Annotated in this window: 13 protein-coding genes; all 13 read left to right on the top strand. The window is 73.7% G+C overall.

The genetic code is table 11. From position 1 onward, the window contains the following. Positions 1–63: 63 nt before the first annotated feature. The 13 genes from AC4OR8_RS11240 (at position 64) to AC4OR8_RS11180 (ending at position 18029) form a co-directional block, all read left to right on the top strand. Positions 64–1389, top strand: coding sequence for an HNH endonuclease signature motif containing protein (locus AC4OR8_RS11240; RefSeq protein WP_492165643.1), 1326 nt, complete (start codon positions 64–66; stop codon positions 1387–1389). Between the two features lie 852 nt (positions 1390–2241). Continuing rightward, the gene (locus tag AC4OR8_RS11235) at positions 2242–4125 is read left to right on the top strand and encodes an ABC transporter ATP-binding protein (RefSeq protein ID WP_492165642.1); all 1884 of its coding nucleotides are present in this window, start codon (positions 2242–2244) and stop codon (positions 4123–4125) included. Beyond that, positions 4122–5972, top strand: a complete 1851-nt coding sequence (locus AC4OR8_RS11230) for an ABC transporter ATP-binding protein (RefSeq protein WP_492165641.1) — start codon at positions 4122–4124, stop codon at positions 5970–5972. Before AC4OR8_RS11235 ends, AC4OR8_RS11230 begins: the two co-directional genes overlap by 4 nt. 65 nt (positions 5973–6037) lie before the next feature. Next, a complete protein-coding gene (gene hisI / locus AC4OR8_RS11225; protein WP_492165640.1) occupies positions 6038–6400 on the top strand; it encodes a phosphoribosyl-AMP cyclohydrolase in 363 nt (120 codons plus the stop codon). Continuing rightward, positions 6393–7055: a Trp biosynthesis-associated membrane protein gene (locus AC4OR8_RS11220; protein ID WP_492165639.1), complete on the top strand. Its 663-nt coding sequence runs from the start codon at positions 6393–6395 to the stop codon at positions 7053–7055. The genes hisI and AC4OR8_RS11220 overlap by 8 nt, the downstream gene beginning before the upstream one ends. An 80-nt stretch (positions 7056–7135) precedes the next feature. Further along, positions 7136–7333 (top strand): HGxxPAAW family protein, encoded by a 198-nt coding sequence (locus tag AC4OR8_RS11215; RefSeq protein ID WP_492165638.1) that lies wholly within the window; start codon positions 7136–7138, stop codon positions 7331–7333. A gap of 74 nt (positions 7334–7407) precedes the next feature. After that, on the top strand, positions 7408–7764 hold the full coding sequence (locus AC4OR8_RS11210; RefSeq protein ID WP_492165637.1) for a DUF2752 domain-containing protein: 357 nt from the start codon (positions 7408–7410) through the stop codon (positions 7762–7764). Between the two features lie 53 nt (positions 7765–7817). Then, the gene (trpC, locus tag AC4OR8_RS11205; protein WP_492165636.1) at positions 7818–8600 is read left to right on the top strand and encodes an indole-3-glycerol phosphate synthase TrpC; all 783 of its coding nucleotides are present in this window, start codon (positions 7818–7820) and stop codon (positions 8598–8600) included. After that, positions 8597–9931, top strand: a complete 1335-nt coding sequence (gene trpB, locus AC4OR8_RS11200) for a tryptophan synthase subunit beta (RefSeq protein WP_492165635.1) — start codon at positions 8597–8599, stop codon at positions 9929–9931. The genes trpC and trpB overlap by 4 nt, the downstream gene beginning before the upstream one ends. Continuing rightward, positions 9928–10734 carry a tryptophan synthase subunit alpha gene (trpA, locus tag AC4OR8_RS11195; protein WP_492165634.1) on the top strand — a complete coding sequence of 269 codons (807 nt, stop codon included), beginning with the start codon at positions 9928–9930 and terminating at the stop codon, positions 10732–10734. The genes trpB and trpA overlap by 4 nt, the downstream gene beginning before the upstream one ends. Next, a complete protein-coding gene (gene lgt / locus AC4OR8_RS11190; protein WP_492165633.1) occupies positions 10724–11728 on the top strand; it encodes a prolipoprotein diacylglyceryl transferase in 1005 nt (334 codons plus the stop codon). The genes trpA and lgt overlap by 11 nt, the downstream gene beginning before the upstream one ends. 227 nt (positions 11729–11955) lie before the next feature. Continuing rightward, entirely contained in the window at positions 11956–16500 is a 4545-nt protein-coding gene (gene gltB / locus AC4OR8_RS11185; RefSeq protein ID WP_492165632.1) for a glutamate synthase large subunit, read from the top strand. A 62-nt stretch (positions 16501–16562) separates the two neighbouring features. Beyond that, positions 16563–18029, top strand: a complete 1467-nt coding sequence (locus AC4OR8_RS11180; RefSeq protein WP_492165631.1) for a glutamate synthase subunit beta — start codon at positions 16563–16565, stop codon at positions 18027–18029. The last annotated feature ends 66 nt before the right edge of the window (positions 18030–18095 follow it).

Below are 18095 nucleotides of genomic sequence, written 5' to 3'. Positions count from 1 at the left end.
ACCAGGGCGATCGACCGGTGGAGAACCACTGCACTCGAACGTGTGTTCGAGTAGAATGAGGGCATGCCCAGCCCCCTCCGCCACCGCCGCCAGGACGCGTCGACCGACGCGCTCCTGACCGCGGCGCTGGGCCACCGCCGGGCGGCTGATGCAGCGGAGACGGCCCTGATGGTGACCACGGTGAAGTGGGCGGCAGCCAACGCCCTGGAGCTGTACGACGACGTGCTCGAGGACGCAGCGACCGTGCCCGGCACCGACCGCCAGCTGGCGGTCGCCGGCGACGGCGCCCCGCTGGTCTCGGAGTTCGCGGTGGTGGAGCTGGCTGCCGCACTGGGCATGTCCAGCGACGCCGGGATGCGGTACGTCGGTCACGCCCTCGAGATCGCTCACCGTCTTCCGCGGCTGTGGTCCCGGGTGACCGCGGGTGACGTGCAGGTGTGGCGGGCTCGCCGGGTGGCGGAGCAGACGCTTGCCCTGTGCCCGTCCGCGGCAGCGTTCGTGGACCGCCACGTGGCCCCGGTGGCGTCCAAGACCGGGTACCGCGCGCTCGACCGGTTGGTCGACGAAGCGATCGTCCGTCACGACCCCGTGCAGGCGGGGGTGCGGGCCGCGAAGGCGGCCGACGACCGGTGCTTCGACGTGGACACCTCGCAGGTGTCGGTGTTCGGCACCATGCACGTGCAGGGCGACCTCGACCTCGCTGACGCGCTGGACCTGGATGCCGCGGTCGCGCACTGCGCGGCGCAGCTGGCCGACCTCGGGTGCACCGAGTCGCTGGACGCCCGCCGCGCGATGGCGGTCGGTGAGATCGCTCGCGCCCAGACGGCCCTCGACCTGACCCGCGACGACACCGAGGCAGACCGGACGCCGCAGCGGCGGCGTCCGGCGCGCCAGGTCGTGCTTCACGTCCACCTCAGCGAGGCCGCCCTCACCGACGACTCCGACCTGCACCTCGCCCGGGTCGAGAAGACCCGCTCGTTCGTGACCGCCGACCAGGTCAAGACCTGGTGCGCCGCCAGCGCCACCTCGGTGACCGTTCGCCCGGTCCTCGACCTCGCCGAGCAGGTGCGCACGGACGCCTACGAGGTCCCCGACCGACTCCGCGAGCAGGTGGTGCAGCGTGACGGCACCTGCCGCTTTCCGCACTGCACCCGCCCAGCCCGGTCATCCGACGTCGACCACATCAACCCGTACCGAGCGCTGAGTGACGGCGGCCCACCCGGCCAGACGGCTACTGCCAACCTGGCGTCGTTGTGTCGACGACATCACCGGGCCAAGACCCACGACGGCTGGACCTACACCCGCACCGCCGCCGCGGCTTACGAGTGGGTCAGTCCTCACGGGCACCGGTACGCCGTCGACCCGAGCGGCACCACCCACCTCACCTGACCGCGCCCTCGTCGGTCGTCGGTCGTCGCGTACGGCGCGCAGCGCCCGGCCCCCGTTCGTTGGTTGAGCAGGGCGCGCTAGCGCCCGTGTCGAAACCTCCGCAGCCCGCGCCGGTACCTGACCTGGGCGCGTCCCAGCGGATGGTTCCGTGGTCTCGATACACCTCGTCGCTGGCGTGGTTCCTGAGGAGCGAGCGCAGCGAGCGTCTCGAAGGGCTCCTCGGCACTCGACCACCGAAGTCAGCCCGTTGGTTGAGCAGGGCGTGCAGCGCCCGTGTCGAAACCCCTGTCGCCGGCGCTGGTACCTGCCTGGGGACAGCCCCCCCGCGGAGGGTCGGGTGGTCTCGATACACCTCGTCGCTGGCGCTCCTCGGCACTCGACCACCGAGGCGGGCGGCGGCTCGTTGGTTGAGCAGGGCGCGCAGCGCCCGTGTCGAAACCCCCGCAGCCAGCGCTGGTACCTGCCCCGGTCCAGTCCCCGGCGGACGGTAGTGGTCTCGATACACCTCGTCGCTGGCGTGGTTCCTGAGGAGCGAGCGCAGCGAGCGTCTCGAAGGGCTCCTCGGCACTCGACCACCGAGGCGAGCCGGGTCCGATGACGGGGCACGGCTCACCGCACCGGCCCCGTCGCAGGTCGAGCAGGGCGCGCAACGCAGGCCCCCCATCGTTTGGTCGAGCAGGGCGCGCAGCCCACGTCGAGACGCTGGGTGCCGCGCGGTGTCGCAGGGGCGTACGTCGTGGTCGACCACGGGGATGGCGGTGTCGTCGGTGGCGGGGAATACCGTGCCGAGGGCGGGGGGTTGACCCACGGCCCGATCGCACGACGCAGAGGAGCACGGCAGGTGTCACGACGGTGAGCGCGACCCAGGAGACGATCGACCGCGACGCCGCCGAGATGGCCGCCTCGCGGCGTTCGACCACCCGCGACGGCTTCGGCGTCCTGTGGGTTGCCATCCGGCGCGAGCCCTGGATCTTCACGCTCTCCACGCTGGGCAGCGTGCTGTTCGGCGCCCTCACCGTGGCCGACGCGTGGGTGCTCGGCTGGGCGACCGACAACGCCGTCCTGCCCGCGTTCCGCACCGGCGAGATCAGCGGCGGGCTGCTGTGGGCGGTGCTGGCGCTGTTCCTGGGCGTGGCCATCCTGCGGGCGGTCGGCATCGTGGCGCGTCGCCTCGGCGCCGGCATCATGCAGTACCGCATGCAGGCCCACACCCGGCGCGCGGTGACCCGGCAGTACCTCCGGCTGCCCATGGAGTGGCACCAGCGCCACCCCACCGGCCAGCTGCTCTCCAACGCCAACTCCGACGTCGAGGCCGCCTGGGGCCCCATCGCGCCGCTGCCGATGGCGGTCGGCACGGTGGCGATGATGGTGATCGCGGTGGTGCAGATGCTGGTCGCCGACCTGGTGCTCGCGATGGTCGGGCTGCTGGTGTTCCCGGCGGTCATTGCCGCCAACCTCGCCTACCAGCGGCTCGCCTCGCCGCTGATGACCCGCGCCCAGCAGCTGCGCGCCGAGGTCAGCGAGATCGCCCACGAGTCCTTCGACGGCGCCATGGTGGTCAAGACCCTGGGTCGCGAGCCGCAGGAGACCGCCCGCTTCGCCGCCAAGGCCGAGGAGCTGCGCGACGTCAACATCCGCGCTGGGCGCATCCGGGCGGCGTTCGACCCCACCCTCGCCGCGCTGCCCAACCTGGGCGTGCTGATCGTCCTCGCCGTCGGGGTGCAGCGGGTGATGACCGGCGCCACCGACGCCGGCGACGTGGTGACCGTGGCCTACCTGCTCACCATCGTGTCGTTCCCCATCCGCTCCATCGGCTGGCTGCTGGGGGAGTTCCCGCGCAGCGTCGTCGGGTTCCGCCGGGTCTCCTCGGTCATCGACGCCACCGGCGAGATGCAGTACGGCGACGCCGTGGCCGCCGGTCCCGGGCGGCCGCACGCCGACGCCGGGTCGCCGGGCGGTGCCCGGCTCGAGGTCGACGGGCTCGCCTACGCCTACGACCCCGCCCAGCCCCTGCTGCGCGACGTGTCGTTCACCGTGGAGCCCGGTCGCACGGTCGCCCTCGTCGGCGCCACGGCCTCGGGCAAGAGCACCCTCACCTCCCTGGTCACCCGCCTGGTCGACCCCGACGCCGGCCGCGTCGTCCTCGACGGCACCGACCTGCGCGACCTCGCCGCCGGCGAGCTCGCCCGCACCGTCTCGGTCGTGCCGCAGACCGCCTTCCTGTTCGACGACACCGTGCGCGGCAACGTCGCGCTCGGTGCCGACGTCGACGACGAGCAGGTGTGGGCCGCGCTGCGGGCCGCGCAGGCCGACGGCTTCGTCGCCGCGCTGCCCCACGGCCTCGACACCCGCCTCGGCGAGCGCGGCACGTCGCTGTCCGGCGGCCAGCGCCAGCGGCTGTCGCTGGCCCGCGCGCTCGTCCGTCGTCCGCGCCTGATGGTGCTCGACGACGCCACCTCGGCGGTCGACCCCGAGGTCGAGGCGCGCATCCTGGCCGCCCTGCGCGGCGGCGCCGGCGGGGCGAGCGGCGCCAGCCTGCTCGTGGTGGCCTACCGCAAGGCCACCATCGGCCTGGCCGACGAGGTGGTGCACCTCGAGGGCGGTCGCATCGTCGACCGCGGCACCCACCGCGAGCTCCTCGGCCGCAGCCCGGCCTACGCCGAGCTCGTCAACGCCTACGAGCAGGCGCCCGACGGCGACCTGCCCACCGACGTCCCGACCGGAGCCACCTCGTGAGCGCCACCGACACCAGCCGCGCCGCCGCCGACCCCGCCGACCCCGCGCCCGACGCCGCCCGGGTGACCACGTCCCTCGACACCGGCGAGGAGATGGGGGCGATGGAGACCATCCGTCGCGGCGTGCACCACTCACCCGAGCTCACCGACGGCATCCGCGGCACCCTGCTCCTCGCGGTGCTGGCCTCCGTGGGCCAGGTCATCGTGCCGGTGGCGGTGCAGCAGACCCTCGACCGCGGCCTCGGCTCCGCCGGCGGACCCGACGTGTCGTTCACGGTGTGGATGGGTGTCGCGGCGGCCCTGGCGCTGGTGGTCACCAGCTGGGCCTCCTACGCCATGACGACCCGGCTCTTCACGGTCTCCGAGCGCGGCCTGGCCACGCTGCGGGTCAAGGCGTTCCGCCACGTGCACGACCTGCCGCTGCTCACCCAGGACACCGAGCGCCGCGGCGCGCTGGTCTCCCGCGTCACCAGCGACGTCGACCAGGTCAGCCAGTTCCTGGTCTTCGGCGGGCTGCTGTTCGTCGTCAGCGTCGGGCAGGTGCTCATCGCCACGATCGTCATGGTCGTCTACAGCTGGCAGCTCGCCGCCGTCGTGTGGCTGGCCTTCGCCCCGCTGTTCCTGTCGCTGCGCTTCTTCCAGCGCAAGCTGTCGGAGGCCTACGGCACCGTACGACGCCAGGTCGGCCTGATGCTGTCGGCGATCGCCGAGCCGGTGGTCGGCGCCGCCGTCGTGCGCTCCTACGCCGTGCAGGCCCGCACCCAGCGCCGCATCGACGAGGCCATCGACGCCCACAAGGCCGCCAGCACCCGCGCCCAGGGCTTCACCGCCGTGTCGTTCTCCCTCGGCGGTGTCTCCGCCGGGCTGGCCAACGCCGGCGTGATCGTTGTCGGCATCTGGCTGGGCTTCGCCGACGACATCAGCGCCGGTGAGGTGCTGGCGTTCGCCTTCCTCGTCACGCTGTTCGTCGGGCCCGTGCAGCTCGGCACCCAGATCCTCACCGACGCCCAGAACGCCATCGCCGGCTGGCGCCGCGTCATCGGCATCCTGGACACGCCCGCCGACCTCGTCGACCCCGGCGCCGACGGCGTCGACCTGCCCCTCGGCCCCATCGACGTGCGCTTCGACCACGTCACCTTCGCCTACCCCACCGGCCCGCCGGTGCTGCACGACGTCAGCCTCGAGGTCGCCGCCGGCCTGCGGGTGGCGATCGTGGGGGAGACCGGGTCGGGCAAGTCGACGTTCGCCAAGCTGCTCACCCGGCTGATGGACCCCTCCGAGGGCCGGGTGCTGCTCGACGGCGTCGACGTCCGCGACCTCGCCGAGGCCACCCTGCGCAGCAGCGTCGTGCTGGTGCCGCAGGAGGGCTTCCTGTTCGACGACACCATCGCGGCCAACGTGCGCTACGGCCGCCTCGACGCCGGGCGCGACGACATCGTGGCCAGCGCCGACGAGCTCGGCCTCGGTGACTGGCTCGCGGGGCTCCCCGACGGCCTCGACACCCGTGTGGGCCAGCGCGGTGAGTCGCTGTCGGCCGGTGAGCGCCAGCTCGTGGCGCTGCTGCGCGCCCACCTCGCCGACCCCGACCTGCTGGTGCTCGACGAGGCCACCAGCGCCGTCGACCCGGCGCTCGAGATGCGGATCGGGCGCGCCCTGGAGCGGCTGATGAGCGGACGCACGTCGGTCACCATCGCCCACCGGCTCTCCACGGCCGAGGGTGCCGACGAGGTGGTGGTCGTCGACCAGGGCCGCGTCGTGCAGCGCGGTCCCCACCGCGAGCTGGTCGGCCAGGCCGGCTCGATCTACGCCGGCCTGCACGCCTCCTGGGTGGCGCAGCAGTCCCACTGACCCCGCCGAGCGGTCCGGTCCGGCCGGCGTGGGGGAGGGGTGGCCCGGTCCGCGATACTGGCGGGGTGACCACCCTCGACCCCGACATCGCCGCCCGCCTCAAGCGCACCACCGACGGGCTGGTGCCGGCCGTGGTGCAGCAGCACGACACCGGCGAGGTCCTGATGCTCGGGTGGATGGACGACGAGGCCCTGGCCCGCACCCTGACCACCGGGCGGGCGACGTACTGGTCGCGCTCGCGCGGGGAGTACTGGGTGAAGGGCGACACGTCGGGCCACCTGCAGTGGGTCCACGAGGTGCGCCTCGACTGCGACGGCGACACGCTCCTGGTGAAGGTCGACCAGGTCGGGGTGGCCTGCCACACCGGTGACCGCACCTGCTTCGACGCCGACCTGCTGCCGGCCGCCGTCGAGGCGTCCCGTGGCTGAGGCCTCCGGCCCCGCCCCGACCTCGCCGTCCGAGCCCACCCGGCCCACCGCGGACGCGCCCCGCAGTACCGCCCGTCGCCTGTTCGGTCCCTCGGTGCTGGTCGGCCTCGCCTCGGCCGGCCTGGCCGCGGTGGCCGGCGCCCGGGCGTGGGTGGTGCCGCAGGACGGCAGCGTCTCGGCCCTCGACGCCGCCGTGGGCCAGGCGGCGACCGGTGTCGAGGCGGGGGAGGCGCCGGTCGTCACGTCGTTCGCCCTGGTGGTGCTGGCCTGCTGGGGCGTGCTGCTGGTGACCCGCGGCCGGGTGCGGCGGGCCGTCGCGGTGCTGGGGGCGCTGGCCGCGGTGGCGGCGCTGGTGGCCGCCGGGTCGGCGTGGCTCACCCTCGACGACGCCGTGCGCGACGCCCTCGGCGGGGGCGCGGCCGCCTCGGCGACCCCCACCGAGCACACCGCGTGGGCGGTCGGCGGCGTGGTCGGCGCGCTGCTGGCGGTGCTGGCGACGGTGCCGGCGGTCCGTCTCGTCAGGGGCTGGCCCGAGATGGGCAGCCGCTACGACACCCCCCGCGGCGGGAGCGCACCGGCCCGGGTCGCCCCCGACGAGGCGAGCAACCTCGACCTGTGGAAGGCCATCGACGAGGGCCGCGACCCGACCGCCTGAGACCCCGGGCGAGCGCCCTACACTGACCCCGACGTCCAGCGTCGACACCGACCCGAGCGCCGCACCCCGAGGAGCCCCTGATGTCTGACAACCACGGCAACACCCCCGCAGCCTGGAGCGCGGTCGTGGTGGGTCTGATCGGCTTCGTGGTGGGCGGCGTGGGCCTGATGCTGCAGCCGGTCAGCATGACCATCTTCTACATCGGTCTGGCCATCGTGCTGGGCGCCGGCGTGGTCTTCGTGGTCATGAGCAAGCTGGGCTTCCACGAATCGCACTGACGCCCGCGGCGGCGGTCCGGCGGACCCCACCGGGTCGCGTCCGGCGCATCGGCGCCCCGGTCGCCACGGCCGGGGTGCTGGCGCTCGCCGCGCTGGCCCTGCGCCTGCGTGACCCCCATGTCCAGGGGAGCTGGGGCTTCTGCCCGAGTGCGCTGCTGGGGGTGTCCTGCCCCGGCTGCGGCGGCCTGCGGGCCGTGCACGACCTGACCCGCGGCGACCTGGGCGCCGCCGCCTCGAGCAACCTGCTGGTCGTGGTGGCCGCCCCCCTGGTGGTGGGACTGCTCGTCGCCTGGGGCGTACGCCGGTGGCGCGGCAGACCGGGCCCGCGCCCGTGGGAGGCCCCGTCCTGGCTGCTGCTCGCGGCCCTCGCCGCCGTCGTGGTGTTCACGGTGGTGCGCAACCTGCCGGTGGGGGCCTGGGCGGCGCCCTGACGGCACACCGTGACAGACTCGGAGTGCCCATCCGCCTGGACGAAGGACTGCTCATGTCCGTGCTCGACGACATCGTCGACGGCGTGCGCAGCGACCTCGGCGCCCGCGAGCAGGCCGTGCCGCTGGCCGACCTGCGGGCCGCGCTGGCCGACGTCGACCCCCCGCGCGACCCGATGCCCCACTTCCGCGCGGCCGGGTCGAGCGTGATCGCCGAGGTGAAGCGGCGCAGTCCGAGCAAGGGCGCGCTGGCCGACATCGCCGACCCCGCCGAGCTGGCTGGGCGCTACGCCGCCGGCGGCGCCGCGGCGATCAGCGTGCTGACCGAGGAGCGCCGCTTCGGCGGCAGCCTCGCCGACCTGCGCGCGGTGCGCGCCGCCGTGGACACCCCGCTGCTGCGCAAGGACTTCATCGTGACGTCCTACCAGCTCGTGGAGGCCCGGGCCGCGGGTGCCGACCTGGCGCTGCTCATCGTCGCCGCCCTCGACCACGACACCCTCCACCGCCTCCACGACGAGGCCCGCGAGCTGGGCCTGACCGTGCTGGTGGAGGTGCACGACGAGGCCGAGACCGAGCGCGCCGTCGAGCTGGGCGCCGAGCTGGTCGGCGTCAACGCCCGCAACCTGAAGACCCTCGCCATCGACGCCGGGGTCTTCGCGCGACTGGCCCCGCTGGTGCCCGACGACCGGGTGCTGGTCGCCGAGTCGGGCATCTCCGGGCCGCCCGACGTCGCCCGCTTCGTCGCGCAGGGCGCCCGCGCCGTGCTGGTCGGCGAGGCCCTCGTGAAGGACGGCGACCCCGAGGCCGCCGTACGCCGGATGACAGGAGTCACCGCATGACCGCCCAGGTCCACCGCCCCACCTCCCACGACGCCGACGACCGCGGCTGGTTCGGCGACCCCGCCGACGGCGGGTTCGGCGGCCGGTTCATGCCCGAGGCACTGGTCGCGGCGCTCGACGAGCTCACCGTCGCGTGGCACGAGGCGATGGCGGACCCGACCTTCGTGGGGGAGTTCGAGGCGATCCTGCGCGACTACGCCGGCCTGCCCAGCCCGCTCTACCACGCCGAGCGGCTGAGCAAGAAGGTCGGCGCCCGCATCCTGCTCAAGCGCGAGGACCTCAACCACACCGGCGCCCACAAGATCCGCAACGTGCTCGGCCAGGCCCTGCTCACCAAGCGGATGGGCAAGACCCGCGTGATCGCCGAGACCGGCGCCGGCCAGCACGGCGTCGCCAGCGCCACCGCGGCGGCGTACTTCGGCCTCGACTGCACCGTCTACATGGGCGCGGTCGACACCCGTCGCCAGGCGCTGAACGTCGCGCGCATGCACCTGCTCGGCGCCAAGGTCGTGCCGGTGGAGTCGGGCTCGGCGACGCTGAAGGACGCGATCAACGAGGCCCTGCGCGACTGGGTCGCCAGCGTCGACCACACCGCCTACCTGTTCGGCACCGCCGCCGGCCCCCACCCGTTCCCGAGCATGGTCCGCGACTTCACCCGCGGCATCGGCGACGAAGCCCGCGCGCAGTGCCTCGAGCAGTACGGCGTGCTGCCCGACGCCCTCGCGGCGTGCGTGGGCGGCGGCTCGAACGCGATCGGCCTGTTCACCGCGTTCCTCGACGACGACGTCGCGATCTACGGCTTCGAGCCGGGCGGGGAGGGCGTGGACACCCCGCGCCACGCCGCCACGATCCACGCCGGCGCCCGCGGGGTGCTGCACGGCGCGCGCACCTACGTGCTGCAGGACGACGACGGCCAGACCGTGGAGAGCCACTCCATCTCGGCCGGGCTCGACTACCCCGGCGTCGGCCCGCAGCACGCCCACCTCGCCGCCACCGGGCGCGCGACGTACCTGCCGGTCACCGACGACGAGGCGATGGCCGCGATGGCGCTGCTGAGCCGCACCGAGGGGATCATCCCCGCCATCGAGACCGCTCACGCGGTCGCCGGGGCGATCCGGGTCGCCGAGCGGCTCGGGGCCGAGAAGGGCCCGGACGCCACGGTGCTGGTGAACCTCAGCGGCCGCGGTGACAAGGACATGGGCACCGCGATCGAGTACTTCGGCCTCACCGACCCCGAGCAGGTCACCGAGGCCCCGGTCGGCGAGCCCGACACCGCGGCCCCGGTCGAGCGCGAGCAGGGCGACGGCAGCGGCGCGGGGGAGCAGCTGTGAGCGCGACCGTCGCCACGGCCTTCGCCGCCGCCCGCGCCGAGGGCCGCGCCGCGCTGGTGGGCTACCTGCCGGCCGGCTACCCCGACGTGGCCGGTGGCATCGAGGCGCTGCGGGTCATGGTCGACGCCGGCTGCGACGTGATCGAGGTGGGTCTGCCCTACTCCGACCCGGTCATGGACGGACCCACCATCCAGGCCGCGGCGCAGCAGGCCCTCGAGGGCGGCGTGCGCACCACCGACGTCGTGCGCACGGTCGAGGCGGTCGCCGCCACCGGCGTGCCGACCGTCGTGATGACCTACTGGAACCCCGTCGAGCGCTACGGCGTCGACCGGTTCGCCGCCGACCTCGCCTCGGCCGGCGGCGCCGGGCTGATCACGCCCGACCTCACCCCCGACTCCGCGCCCGAGTGGATCGCCGCCGCCGACGAGCACGACCTCGACAAGATCTTCCTGGTCGCGCCGTCGTCGACGCCGGAGCGCATCGCGATGACCACCGCCGCCTGCCGCGGCTTCGTCTATGCCACAGCGGTCATGGGCGTCACCGGCGCCCGCACGACCAGCAGCGACCTCGCCGGCCCGCTCGTCGCACGCACCCGCGCCGCGACCGACCTGCCCATCGGGGTCGGCCTCGGCGTCAGCACCGGCGACCAGGCCGCCGAGGTGGCGGCGTACGCCGACGGCGTGATCGTGGGCTCGGCCTTCGTGCGCACCCTGCTCGACCACCCCGACGACCGCCGGGCCGGCCTGGCCGCGCTCGGCGCGCTGACCGAGGAGCTCGCCGCGGGGGTGCGTCGTGGTCGCTGACCTGCTCACCGGGCTCGCCGACCTGACCGGGCTCGCCGGGACGGCGGGGGTCGTGCCGCTGTCGATCCCCAGCCCCTCCGACGGCACCTGGAACCTCGGGCCCGTGCCGATCCGCGGCTACGCGCTGTCGATCATCCTCGGCATCGTCGCCGCCATCTGGATCGGTGAACGCCGCTGGGTGGCCCGCGGCGGACGCCCCGGCGAGGTGCAGGACCTCGCGGTGTGGGCGGTGCCGTTCGGCCTCGTCGGCGCCCGGATCTACCACGTCGCGACCGACAGCGGGCTCTACTTCGGCGAGGGCCGCGACCCCGTCGAGGCGCTCTACCTCTGGAACGGCGGCCTCGGTGTGTGGGGCGCCGTCGCCCTCGGTGCGGTGGGCGCGGTCATCGGTGCGCGGGTGGCCGGCATCCGGCTGCTGCCGGTGCTCGACGCGATGGCGCCGGGCGTGCTGGTGGCGCAGGCGCTCGGCCGCTGGGGCAACTGGTTCAACCAGGAGCTCTTCGGCGGTCCCACGGACCTGCCCTGGGCCCTCGAGGTCAGCGACGCCACCGCCCGCGCCGCCGGCTACGCACCCGGCACCACCTTCCACCCGACGTTCCTCTACGAGGTCGTCTGGAACCTGCTGGCCTTCGCCGTGGTCGTCTGGGCCGACCGGCGCTTCCGGCTCGGCCACGGCCGCGTCGTCGCCCTCTACGTGATGGCCTACACCGCCGGGCGCGGCTGGATCGAGATGCTGCGCATCGACGACGTCGAGCTCTCCGACGTCGGCGGCCTGCGGTTCAACGTGTGGGTCTCGATCGTGCTGTTCCTCGCCGCGCTCGCCTACTTCGTGCTCAGCGCCCGTCGCGACCCCGGGCGCGAGGACGACGTCTACCGCCCGGGCCGCGGCCCCGCCGCCGACGAGGTCGACGAGACCGACGCAGGCGACGCAGGTGACGCCGCCGCGACGGACGACGCGGACGCCGCCGCCGGCGACCGCCCGACGTCCGGCTGAGCGCCGTCCGCCACGGCTCGCGGGCGAGACCGCCCCGAAACGCAGTGGTAACCTGAGGTCACCGCGAGGGCCAACGTCGTCCCCGCAGCGCGGTCCGGGGTCGTGCGGCTGACCGTCACGCACCCCATCGCCCCACCCCTCGCCGGCTCCTCCGCTCCACCACCACGGCCGTCCCGGTCCTGACGTGGTGAGGACGCCCGGCACAGACGACGACGGGAGAACGCCCGGTGCCCTACCAGCACGCATTCCCGCCGCCGCAAGGCCTCTACGACCCCGCCCACGAGCACGACGCGTGCGGTGTGGCCTTCGTAGCGACCCTGACCGGCGTCGCCAGCCACGAGATCGTCCGCAAGGGCATCATCGCGCTGCTCAACCTCGACCACCGCGGCGCCGCCGGCGCCGAGCCCAACTCCGGTGACGGCGCCGGCATCCTGATCCAGGTGCCCGACGCGTTCCTGCGCGAGGTGGTCGACTTCGACCTGCCGCCGCAGCACGCGTACGCCGTCGGCACCGCCTTCCTGCAGGGCGACGCCGACCACGTGGCCGCCACCCGCCGCGCCGTCGAGACGATCGCGGCGGAGGAGGGCCTGGAGGTCCTCGGCTGGCGCGACGTGCCGGTCGACCCGAGCTCGCTGGGCCGCACCGCCCGTGGCGTGATGCCGAGCTTCGCCCAGGTCTTCGTCGCCGGCGCCGGCATCCGCGTCACCGGGATGGGACTGGAGCGCCTCGCGTTCTGCCTGCGCAAGCGCGCCGAGCGCGAGACCGACGTGTACTTCCCTTCGCTGTCGTCGCGCACCCTGGCCTACAAGGGCATGCTCACCCCGGCCCAGCTCGACGAGGTCTACCCCGACCTCAAGGACGAGCGGGTCATGTCGGCGATGGCCGTGGTGCACTCGCGCTTCTCGACCAACACCTTCCCGAGCTGGCCGCTGTCGCACCCGTTCCGGTTCATCGCCCACAACGGCGAGATCAACACCGTGATGGGCAACCGCAACTGGATGCGGGCCCGCGAGACGCTGCTGCGCTCCGACCTGATCCCCGGCGACCTCGAGCGGCTCAACCCGATCTGCACGCCGGGCGCCTCCGACTCCGCGTCGTTCGACGAGGTCCTCGAGCTGCTGCACATGGGCGGGCGCTCGCTGCCGCACGCGGTGCTGATGATGATCCCGGAGGCCTGGGAGAACCACACCGAGATGGACCGCGCCCGCCGCGCGTTCTACTCCTTCCACTCCAGCATGATGGAGCCCTGGGACGGGCCGGCCTGCGTGGTCTTCACCGACGGCTCCCAGATCGGCGCCGTGCTCGACCGCAACGGCCTGCGCCCCTCGCGCTACTGGGTGACCGACGACGGCCTGGTCGTGCTGGCCTCCGAGGTCGGCGTCCTCGACCTCGACCCCGCCACGATCGTGCGCAAGGGCCGGCTGCAGCCGGGCCGGATGTTCCTCGTCGACACCGACGAGCACCGCATCGTCGAGGACGAGGAGATCAAGGCCGAGCTCGCCGCGGAGCACCCCTACGAGGAGTGGCTGCACGCCGGGCTGATGCACCTCGACGACGTGCCCGACCGCGAGCACGTCGTGCACACCCACGCCTCGGTCACCCGGCGCCAGCAGATCTTCGGCTACACCGAGGAGCAGCTGCGGGTGCTGCTGACGCCGATGGCCAACGGCGGTGCCGAGCCGATCGGCTCGATGGGCACCGACACCCCGATCGCCGCGCTCAGCGAGAAGCCGCGGCTGTTGTTCGACTACTTCACGCAGCTGTTCGCGCAGGTCACGAATCCGCCGCTCGACGCGATCCGCGAGGAGCTCGTCACCTCGCTGAACGGCACGATCGGCCCGGAGGCCAACCTGCTCGACCCCACCCCGGCGTCGTGCCGCCAGCTGGTGCTGCCGTTCCCGGTGATCTCGAACGACGACCTCGCCAAGATCCGTCACATCAACCGTGACGGCGACATGCCGGGCTTCATCACCCACGTGGCCCGCGGCACCTACGAGGTGGAGGGCGGGGGCACGGCGATGGCCGCGCGCCTCGACGAGATCTGCGCCGAGGTCAGCGCCGCGATCGCCGACGGCGCCCGCATCATCGTGCTCTCCGACCGCCACGCCACCGCCGAGCTCGCGCCGATCCCGTCGCTGCTCCTCACCGGCGCCGTGCACCACCACCTGGTGCGCGAGAAGACCCGCACCCAGGTCGGGCTGCTGGTCGAGGCCGGCGACGTCCGCGAGGTGCACCACGTGGCGCTGCTGGTCGGCTACGGCGCGGCCGCGGTCAACCCCTACCTGGCGATGGAGTCGGTCGAGGACCTCGCCCGCGAGGGCTTCTACGTCACCCAGGAGCCCGAGCAGGCCGTCGCCAACCTGGTGAAGGCGCTGGGCAAGGGCGTGCTGAAGGTCATGTCGAAGATGGGCGTGTCCACGGTGGCCTCCTACACCGGCGCCCAGATCTTCGAGGCCGTCGGGCTGTCGCAGTCGGTGGTCGACCGCTACTTCACCGGCACGACGTCCCAGCTCGGCGGCATCGAGCTCGACACCGTCGCCGAGGAGGTCGCCCGGCGCCACGCCACGGCGTACCCCCGCGGCGGCGTGCCGGCCGGACGCCGCGAGCTGGAGTCGGGCGGGGAGTACCAGTGGCGCCGCGACGGCGAGCCCCACCTCTTCGACCCCGAGACCGTCTTCCGCCTGCAGCACGCCACCCGGGCGGGCCGCTACGACGTGTTCAAGCAGTACACCGAGCGCGTCGACCAGCAGGCCGAGCGGCTGATGACGCTGCGCGGGCTGTTCCGCTTCAAGGACGCCACGTCGGCGGGACGCGCGCCCGTGCCGATCGAGGAGGTCGAGCCGGTCTCCGAGATCGTCAAGCGCTTCTCCACCGGCGCGATGTCGTACGGCTCGATCAGCGGCGAGGCCCACGAGACCCTCGCGATCGCGATGAACCGGCTGGGTGCGAAGTCCAACACCGGTGAGGGCGGCGAGGACGCCGACCGGCTGCAGGACCCCGAGCGGCGCAGCGCGATCAAGCAGGTGGCCAGCGGCCGCTTCGGCGTCACTTCGGAGTACCTCACCAACGCCGACGACATCCAGATCAAGATGGCGCAGGGCGCGAAGCCCGGCGAGGGCGGCCAGCTGCCGGGTCACAAGGTGTACCCGTGGATCGCCAAGACCCGGCACTCCACGCCCGGCGTCGCGTTGATCAGCCCGCCGCCGCACCACGACATCTACTCCATCGAGGACCTCGCCCAGCTCATCCACGACCTGAAGAACGCCAACCCGCAGGCGCGGGTGCACGTGAAGCTGGTCTCGGAGACGGGCGTCGGCACGGTCGCGACGGGGGTGTCCAAGGCCCACGCCGACGTGGTGCTGATCTCCGGGCACGACGGCGGCACCGGCGCCTCCCCGCTCACCTCGCTCAAGCACGCCGGCGGTCCCTGGGAGCTCGGCCTCGCCGAGACCCAGCAGACCCTGCTGCTCAACGGGCTGCGCGACCGCATCGTCGTGCAGGCCGACGGGCAGCTGAAGACCGGGCGCGACGTCGTCATCGCCGCGCTGCTGGGCGCCGAGGAGTTCGGGTTCGCCACGGCCCCGCTGGTGGTCTCGGGCTGCATCATGATGCGGGTCTGCCACCTCGACACCTGCCCGGTCGGCGTCGCCACGCAGAACCCCGTGCTGCGCGAGCGGTTCTCCGGCAAGCCGGAGTTCGTCGTGACGTTCTTCGAGTACATCGCCGAGGAGGTGCGCGAGCTGCTCGCCGAGCTCGGGTTCCGCACCCTGGAGGAGGCCGTGGGCCAGGTCTCGGCACTCGACGTCGAGCGCGCGGTCGACCACTGGAAGGCCGCCGGCCTCGACCTCGCCCCGGTGCTGCACGCACCGGCGCTGCCCGAGGGCGCCGCGCTGCACAACACCACCACCCAGGACCACGGCCTCGAGAAGTCCCTCGACGTCCTCGAGCTGCTGCCCCTGGCCGAGCCCGCCCTCGAGCGGGGCGAGCCGGTGCGGGCGCAGGTCACGATCCGCAACGTGCACCGCACGGTCGGCACGATCCTGGGCCACGAGGTCACCAAGCGCCACGGAGGCGCCGGGCTGCCCGACGGCACCATCGACCTGACGTTCCTCGGCTCCGCCGGGCAGTCGTTCGGGGCGTTCCTGCCCCGCGGCGTCACCCTGCGCCTCGAGGGCGACGCCAACGACTACGTCGGCAAGGGGCTCTCGGGCGGGCGGATCGTCGTGCGCCCCGACCGCTCCGCGCAGTTCCGGTCGCAGGACCAGGTCATCGCCGGCAACACGATCGCGTACGGCGCCACCTCGGGCCAGGCGTTCATCCGCGGCGGCGTCGGCGAGCGGTTCGCCGTGCGCAACTCCGGGGCCTGGCTGGTCACCGAGGGCGTGGGCGACCACGCCTGCGAGTACATGACCGGCGGGCGCGTCGTCGTCCTCGGCGCGACCGGTCGCAACGTCGCGGCCGGCATGTCGGGCGGCGTGGCGTGGATCCTCGACCTCGACCCCGCCCGGGTGAACACCGAGCTCGTCGAGCTCGGTCCCGTCACCGGCGAGGCGGCTGGCGAGCTGGAGTCGATGGTGCGCGGTCACCTCGAGGAGACCGGGTCGGAGGTCGCCGGCGAGCTGCTCGCCGACTGGGCGACGTCGTTGACCCGCTTCACCGAGGTCATGCCGCGCGACTACCGCACGGTGCTGGAGGCCAAGGCGAAGGCCGAGGCCGACGGCCTCGACGAGTCGCGGGTCGCCGACGCGATGATGGCGGCGCTCCATGGCTGAGCACGGGACCACCCACGAGACGACCCACGAGACGACCCACGAGATGACGGAGGGCCGCGCCGATGGCTGACCCCAAGGGATTCCTCAAGGAGGGGCGCAAGGTCGCGCCCCGCCGCCCGGTGGAGGAGCGCGTCCAGGACTGGAACGAGGTCTACCCCGACGGGGTCGGCCGCGCGCTGCTGCCGATCATCTCGCCCCAGGCGGGTCGCTGCATGGACTGCGGCATCCCGTTCTGCCACCAGGGCTGCCCGCTGGGCAACCTCATCCCCGAGTGGAACGACCTGGTGTGGCGCGACGACTGGGAGGGTGCCATCGAGCGCCTGCACGCCACGAACAACTTCCCGGAGTTCACCGGCCGGCTCTGCCCGGCGCCCTGCGAGACCGCCTGCGTGCTGGGCATCAACCAGGACCCGGTCACCATCAAGAACGTCGAGGTCTCGATCATCGACAAGGCGTGGGAGTCGGGCTTCGTGCGCCCGCAGCCCCCGGAGTGGCTCTCGGGCCGCACCGTCGCCGTCGTCGGCTCGGGCCCGGCGGGTCTCGCCGCGGCGCAGCAGCTCACCCGCGCCGGGCACACCGTGGCGGTCTACGAGCGCGCCGACAAGGTGGGCGGGCTGATGCGCTACGGCATCCCCGAGTTCAAGATGGAGAAGAAGCACCTCGACCGCCGCCTCGACCAGATGCGCCGCGAGGGCACCGTCTTCCGTGCCGGGGTCGACGTCGGCGGCGAGCTGACCTGGGACCGGCTCAAGGAGCGCTACGACGCCGTCGTGCTCGCCATGGGCGCGACCACCGCCCGCGACCTCGACGTGCCGGGACGCGACCTCGACGGCATCCACCAGGCCATGGACTTCCTGCCCCAGGCCAACCGCGCCGCGCTCGGGGAGCAGGTGGAGGGGCAGGTGACCGCCACCGGCAAGCACGTCGTGATCATCGGCGGCGGCGACACCGGCGCCGACTGCCTCGGCACCTCCACCCGCCACGGCGCGGCCTCGATCACGCAGCTGGAGATCATGCCCGAGCCGCCCGGCGCCCGGCCGGCGGGCCAGCCGTGGCCGACGTACCCGATGACCTTCAAGGTCTCCTCGGCCCACGAGGAGGCCGGTGAGCGGGTCTACTCGGTCTCGACCAAGCGCTTCGTCGGCGACGACGAGGGCAGGGTCACCGGCCTGGTGCTCAGCGACGTCGTCTTCGAGGGCGGCCGGCTCACCGAGGTCGAGGGCACCGAGCGGGAGATCCCGGCCGACCTGGTGCTCTTCGCCATGGGGTTCACGGGCCCGGAGACCACCGGCGTCGTCGAGCAGCTGGGCGTCGACCTCGACGAGCGCGGCAACGTCGCCCGCGACGCGTCGTACATGTCCTCGGTCGAGGGCGTGTTCGTGGCCGGGGACGCCGGTCGCGGCCAGTCGCTGATCGTGTGGGCCATCGCCGAGGGCCGCGCGGCCGCCGCGGGGGTCGACACGTTCCTCACCGGCTCCACGACGCTGCCGGCGCCGGTGCGCCCGACCGACCGGCCGCTCACGGTCTGAGTCCCACCCGGTCGCGGTGCGGGGTCCCCACGGGGCCCCGCACCGCGATTTCACGTGGCAGAGGTG

This window comes from Nocardioides sp. FY1077 (assembly GCF_058681775.1).
Note: the sequence above shows the minus strand (reverse complement) of the source record. Positions and strands in the feature narration are given on the sequence as shown.